8 protein-coding genes are annotated in these 5,448 nt (G+C 42.1%); 5 read left to right on the top strand and 3 right to left on the bottom strand.

The genetic code is table 11. From position 1 onward, the window contains the following. Positions 1–758: 758 nt before the first annotated feature. Positions 759–1,331, top strand: coding sequence for a PEP-CTERM sorting domain-containing protein (locus tag F6K38_RS34335; protein WP_287359577.1), 573 nt, complete (start codon positions 759–761; stop codon positions 1,329–1,331). A gap of 133 nt (positions 1,332–1,464) precedes the next feature. On the opposite strand, the gene F6K38_RS34330 is transcribed toward F6K38_RS34335, so the two are convergent. Both F6K38_RS34330 and F6K38_RS34325 read right to left on the bottom strand, forming a co-directional pair. After that, positions 1,465–1,593, bottom strand: a complete 129-nt coding sequence (locus F6K38_RS34330; RefSeq protein WP_267872016.1) for a hypothetical protein — start codon at positions 1,591–1,593, stop codon at positions 1,465–1,467. A 516-nt stretch (positions 1,594–2,109) separates the two neighbouring features. Continuing rightward, on the bottom strand, positions 2,110–3,291 hold the full coding sequence (locus F6K38_RS34325) for an exonuclease/endonuclease/phosphatase family protein (RefSeq protein ID WP_287359575.1): 1,182 nt from the start codon (positions 3,289–3,291) through the stop codon (positions 2,110–2,112). Positions 3,292–3,318: 27 nt separating this feature from the next. Between F6K38_RS34325 and F6K38_RS34320 the strand changes: the two genes are divergently transcribed. Further along, the gene (locus F6K38_RS34320) at positions 3,319–3,708 is read left to right on the top strand and encodes a hypothetical protein (RefSeq protein WP_287359572.1); all 390 of its coding nucleotides are present in this window, start codon (positions 3,319–3,321) and stop codon (positions 3,706–3,708) included. Here the strand turns inward: F6K38_RS34320 and F6K38_RS34315 are convergent. Beyond that, positions 3,664–3,960 carry a pentapeptide repeat-containing protein gene (locus F6K38_RS34315; RefSeq protein ID WP_008182397.1) on the bottom strand — a complete coding sequence of 99 codons (297 nt, stop codon included), beginning with the start codon at positions 3,958–3,960 and terminating at the stop codon, positions 3,664–3,666. The genes F6K38_RS34320 and F6K38_RS34315 overlap by 45 nt on opposite strands. A 187-nt stretch (positions 3,961–4,147) precedes the next feature. On the opposite strand from F6K38_RS34315, the gene F6K38_RS34310 reads away from it, so the two are divergent. From F6K38_RS34310 to F6K38_RS34300, 3 genes are all read left to right on the top strand, one after another. Further along, positions 4,148–4,651 carry an RNase A-like domain-containing protein gene (locus F6K38_RS34310; protein ID WP_287253863.1) on the top strand — a complete coding sequence of 168 codons (504 nt, stop codon included), beginning with the start codon at positions 4,148–4,150 and terminating at the stop codon, positions 4,649–4,651. Positions 4,652–4,812: 161 nt separating this feature from the next. Next, positions 4,813–5,118, top strand: a complete 306-nt coding sequence (locus tag F6K38_RS34305) for a hypothetical protein (protein WP_008182394.1) — start codon at positions 4,813–4,815, stop codon at positions 5,116–5,118. Between the two features lie 79 nt (positions 5,119–5,197). Next, the coding region (locus tag F6K38_RS34300) for a hypothetical protein (protein WP_287359569.1) at positions 5,198–5,448 on the top strand (251 nt) is incomplete at its 3' end.

Here is a 5,448-nt window from a genome sequence, read left to right as displayed (position 1 = left end):
CGTAGCGCATTAGCTGATAGCACCTCAAGTAGCGTGCCCATAGCGCATTAGCTGATAGCACCTCAAGTAGCACCATCTGTAGCGTATTGGCTGATGGCTGATAGCTGATGGCACCTCAAGTAGCGTGCCCATAGGACATAAGCTGAATGGTTAGCACCGAACTTGTAGAGCTGACCTTACTGAGTAACTCCCACGATGAATTGGCTTTGCTGAACCATCTTCACAGAGGAATAGGTCGCCATTGGGAGCGACGGTAAAGACACAGTTTTGTCCAACTTTGTATGAGCAGCGCTAAATAGTTTAGGAGTAAATCATGAAAGTAAGTCCAACAAAAAGTTAATTTTAAGTTAAGAATAAGTTAATAAATTACTAGTATCTCAATTTTTTGTGAAAGTCTACTGTCAGCTCTTAAACTAATCATGAATTTGTTGAAAATTAAACTAATATTAACCTCTTTATTTAAAGATAGACTAATAGAGTTTTAGTAAGCTATCAGCTATCAGCTATCAGCTATCAGCTATCAGCTATCAGCTATCAGCTATCAGCTATCAGCTATCAGCTATCAGCTATCAGCTATCAGCTATCAGCCAAAGGCTTGTGGCCAAGCTACTTGAGTTGCTTTTGAATAAAATAAGCACCTCAAGCAGCGTGAGCTTTAGGCTCACGGCTGACCGCTGACGGCTGAATGCTTACGAGTTTTAAAAGACTAGCGCTTGATTCAAGACGCTCTACCAGGTTGAAACAAGGAGAATTTTATAATGGCTGATATCTTCCATAAATCAGGGGTTTTGGCAGCCGCTAGTGTGGCTTTGGGTCTAGCTGTAATGCCAACCCAACCTGTCTCTGCTGCAACTATCAAATATGATTTTACCGTAGATGTAGAGACAGGGGATTTGGCTGGCAACTCTTATCAGGGGTATTTTACCTATGATGACACCTTCCAATTTGACAGCGGATTCGAAAGATTCAACTCTCGGAGCGATGACCTATCGGTAGTCTTCGACTTTAATGATGTCACCTACACTGAAGAAGATGATTTCTTGTTTCCTGTAGGTCCCTACGTTGATTTTCAGGATGGGGAGCTTTTGGGATTGAATTTTGCTCCCAATTTCTTCGTTTTCGATTTTCCCTTTGAAATCCGTGACGAAGACAATGACCGCATAGGAGGTGACTTCTTTACCTATGGTGATTTCTTTCTCGGTTCTGGAGAAGGTAGTGTCACTTACGCTAAAGTGGGTAAAGTTCCCGAGCCTGCTACTATTTTAGGGTTAAGTGTGCTTGGTGCTAGCTTGCTGCTGGGAAAAAAGAAGGGATCCTCTCAAAACGCTTAGAAGAGTTTTGGGAGTTGAAAGTTAAAAGTTGAAAGTTGAAAGTTGACGGTTGAGTGTTAAGGGTTGAGTGTTGACCGTTGACCGTTAATACTCAACCCTTAATAGCTAGGATAATGGCAAATTTCTAGTCATCTTAGTCATCAAAATTTTGTCCATCGCCCCAATCATGCGATCGCATCTCATCCTCTAGCGCTATTGTTATGGGTTTGTGCGATCGCATCTCATCCTCTAGCGCTATTGTTATGGGTTTGTGCGATCGCATCTCATCCCCTAGCGCTATCCTTATTTCCCCGTGTCAAATATAGCGCTATTGTAAATAGCAACAATGACTAATGGGTAACCATTGAAGTGAAGAGTTTGGTAAATGCGTTCGCGTAGCGTCGGCTGTGGCCGTAGGCCAAGCTGCGCGAACGCCGAATCGCTTGTTTCAATACTCCCTATCTCCCTATCTCCCCATCTCCCTATCTCCCTATCTCCCCAAACTTCCCCAATCCCCGTTCCCTAACTTAGTTAAAAATACGGTTTTCCTATAGTATACTCTTAATTAGCTTAGTAACACAAGCAAATAATCCAATAATCATGACCTACCATAACAACAGACGGGATTCACTGATAGATAATCCAGACCTAGTTGGTGATTTACCCCCAGAAATCGCTAGTCATATTGTTGATTTTGCCATTAACATTACCCCTGAACTCACCAAAGGGCAGTTTGCCGAAGATACAATCTGCTGTTTAAAAGAATTGATTAAGCAAACTAGCGAAATGATCAGCAACTTCAATCCGGCAACGGGAGTCGTAACCACAACGGTAAATGGTCACTTACCTCATGTTCAAACCGTCGAAAAAATGCCTTCTTCTGGGATACTGATAACTCACTAACCCCTCGGTTGTATAAGGCATCACTAAACAATTCAACAAAATTAAAAACACCATAATCCGGTCCTCGTGGGTTTTCACCCATAGAGGAATGTTCCTTATAAGTAGGAAGACGCTGATCCCAATTAAACAAACCAATTTGGTCAAAGGTTTCCGTAAATCTAGCATTAGTGCGCAAGACTTGGTTTGTCTGTGGATGGGGATCTAAGAACGGAAAATTAACATTTGCTTCCCCTCTCACCTTAGCATTAAACATCTTGATATGCTTTTCAATCCGGTCACGGTCTGTAGTAGGATTATCAAAATCTAGATTCAGATCCCCTAATAAGATAAAATTGGGATAATAGGCTCTATCCTGTTGGATAAACCGTCCTAATATCCATGCCATCAGTGCATCAAATTCCTGACGGCGATCTGAGATATAGTCACCAAAATACAGATGAGCATTAACCGCCATCAACTCATAGGGGTTAGTACCAGGATGACCAACAATTCTAAAACTCACACAGAACGGTTGGCGAGCAAAGGTTAGAAATACTGGCATCTTAACATTCGGCTTCTTCGGGCGTTTCCCTAACTGATTTGAGTTCCACTGATCCAGTTCCCTTAGATATTCAACATAAGGTAAAATAGCCTGATTGATCTGATCATAGTTACGAGCCAAGGTTTCTAACACCTTAGTACGGTCAAAAGAAATATCTGAGACCACTTCACCCCGCTTAACCATCGACAAATTATATATAAATCCCAGTCTTTCCCCTAATCCTGGTTCATTAGGAAACACCCCAGTTCGATCAGACACAATCATACCAAACTCTGACCCCATCCGCCCCTTCAACTCCTGGAAACCACTCAGGTCATCCATGATTTCTTGGACAGCCAGCAAGTCAAAGTGCTTACACACATGAGCCAAAAAATCCCAGGTTTGAGGACTGCGGTTAGTTACCGCCCCCAGTTTTCGGATATTAAATGACCCCAACACCACCGAGCCATATTCCCGTTTAGGCAATCCATACTTAGTGGGATCGTCAGCCAAAGTTTCTCGGATTTCACCCCATTCTTCTGGAGTAAATTCAGACATAATATTATTTTAAATGTAAACCTAGGATTGATAAAAAAAGGGAATCGGGAATCGGGAATCGGGAATCGGGAATCGGAACCCACCCCTAACCCCTCCCAGGAGGGGTTAGGGAATCGGGAATCGGGAATCGGGAAGAGTTACCCAAAATACCTATATACTTTATTAAATTTTGCCTTTTGCCTCTTGCCTTTTGCCTCTTGCCTTCCCCTCCTGGGAGGGGTTAGGGGTGGGTTCCTCTTGCCTTTTGCCTTTTGCCTATGCCCTCTTGCCTTATTCTCTATTACCTTGTATTTAACGATTCAGAATTGTCAAACCATTATTATCATTGGCATCTTCAAAAATTCCTACCATTTCCTTCAATTCAAGCTTCATTTATTCAGAAAATCCTACATTATTTACCAACCGGGCTTTCTCTAATTTGGCATCACTCAGATTGACCTTACTCAAGTTGATATCCCCCAGGATAGCACATCTGAGGTTAGTACCACTCAAATTGACACGACTGAGGTTAACACTACTCAAATTAGCACCGCTGAGATCAGCACCTGCACAATCGGATGTTGTATTAAGACCAGCAATTCTCCCTATCTCCAAAAAGTCCTTAGTTTTCTCCTCTATAGAGCGATCGATTAACGGTTGCGCTTCTGGCCGAATTTCTTGATTAGACATAGGTTGACTTAACCAAAATTAATATATTCATCAAAATTTTACTCTATACAGCTTTGAGGGCAATGAGCTCATCCCTAATACAGTCAGTCGCCCATTGAACCTCCTTTCATTGTCTTGATGCAGTCGCTCAGGATGTTACAATCAAAAAGCTGCTGGGAATAGTAGGTAAAAACAGACATTATTTAAGATGCTTACCCATTGGAAACAATCCCTAGCCAAGAGTGCTGGACTATTGGCTGTTTTGACTCTTGTACAGAGTTTATACTTCACTCAATCAGCTTCTGCGCAATGCGTGCCGAGTAATTTTTCCTCGAACTGGTTACAACGACAGGAGTACCTTGGTGGTCACACTATTGATCGCCATGTTGGTAAAAGTGATCAACAACTAGTAGACCGATTAATTAATGCTCCCAGAATCAGCGCAGCTAGCACCTATAGCGATTTGGGAACTGCTGCCACTAATATTCAAGCTGCTTTGAGAGCCAACCGGAATAGATTAAATAGTTGGGTTCTTGATGCTGCTAGAGGTGAGAAGCGAGCTGTTAACTATAGGGCTAGGGAAGTAGTTGGTCGTGTGGCTAGCCGTCCTCCTTCTCTGAGCAATATTTCTAATAGTATAAAGTTGCGTGCGGTTATGAAAAAAACAGCAAAAGGAGATTGCTTACTTCTTACGTCATATCCCGCTAGATAACTGCTCAGGGGATTGTATATTTTATAGTGTAGATTTTATAGTTTAGAGTGACCCTTGCTTAAACTATAAGATCTTGTATTTATTTAATCTTCAGTCTCTAATTCTCCAATTTTCAGTCATTACTCAACATTAGCAATTAACTATACACCAAAAATCTACCCATGAGCCAAAAAGCTAACTACGAAAATCTCTACAGTTTTCTTGCTGGGGAGTTTGCTGAAGCTGATTTTGAAGGTAAAAGTGATGAAGAGGTAGTTCTTGGCTGCAACAATCCAGAACTTGCCAAGTGGCATCGTACCATAATTGCCGAAGGACGGGTTGCTTTGGCTTCTCCCTCCTTTCCCTGGAAAGATGTGGGTGACTATGCCAATCGCCATTTTGAAACTGAAGAAAGTGCTAGAAAATGGCTAACACAGATGCTCGACCTGTTGGAAAGTTGCCTTGATAAAGTATCCGGAGGAGAGTAAAGTACGGAAGAGCTATATTTCCCCGATTAAACTATACTCGAAACTTGATAATTTGTCCTTACCCACCTTGTAAGGCAATTTGGTCAATACCTTACGAGGGCACGATTGCGTCCGCAACGGTCAGTGCCAGGTTAATTCTGCTGTCTTTTCCCCAGATGGTCAGACAATTCTCACCGCTTCACGGGACAAAACTGCGAAATTATGGGATAACGATGGGAATTTGATCACAACTCTAAATCAGGATAGCTGTTGGCATGTACATATAAAGGATTATCATTGCGGTCTTACCTCTGCGGTATTTTCTCCAGACGGAACTAAAATTATTACTAC

The organism is Moorena sp. SIO3B2, assembly GCF_010692525.1.
In the GTDB taxonomy this organism is placed as follows: Bacteria; Cyanobacteriota; Cyanobacteriia; order Cyanobacteriales; family Coleofasciculaceae; genus Moorena; species Moorena producens.
The sequence above is the reverse complement of the archived record's forward strand: the minus strand, read 5'-3'. Positions and strand labels throughout refer to the sequence as shown.

Coding starts and splice junctions, on each gene's coding strand:
- F6K38_RS34335 (WP_287359577.1), top strand. CDS start 759: ATGGCTGATATCTTCCATAAATCAGGGGTTTTGGCAGCCGCTAGTGTG.
- F6K38_RS34330 (WP_267872016.1), bottom strand. CDS start 1,593: ATGCGATCGCACAAACCCATAACAATAGCGCTAGAGGATGAGATGCGA.
- F6K38_RS34325 (WP_287359575.1), bottom strand. CDS start 3,291: ATGTCTGAATTTACTCCAGAAGAATGGGGTGAAATCCGAGAAACTTTG.
- F6K38_RS34315 (WP_008182397.1), bottom strand. CDS start 3,960: ATGTCTAATCAAGAAATTCGGCCAGAAGCGCAACCGTTAATCGATCGC.
- F6K38_RS34310 (WP_287253863.1), top strand. CDS start 4,148: ATGCTTACCCATTGGAAACAATCCCTAGCCAAGAGTGCTGGACTATTG.
- F6K38_RS34305 (WP_008182394.1), top strand. CDS start 4,813: ATGAGCCAAAAAGCTAACTACGAAAATCTCTACAGTTTTCTTGCTGGG.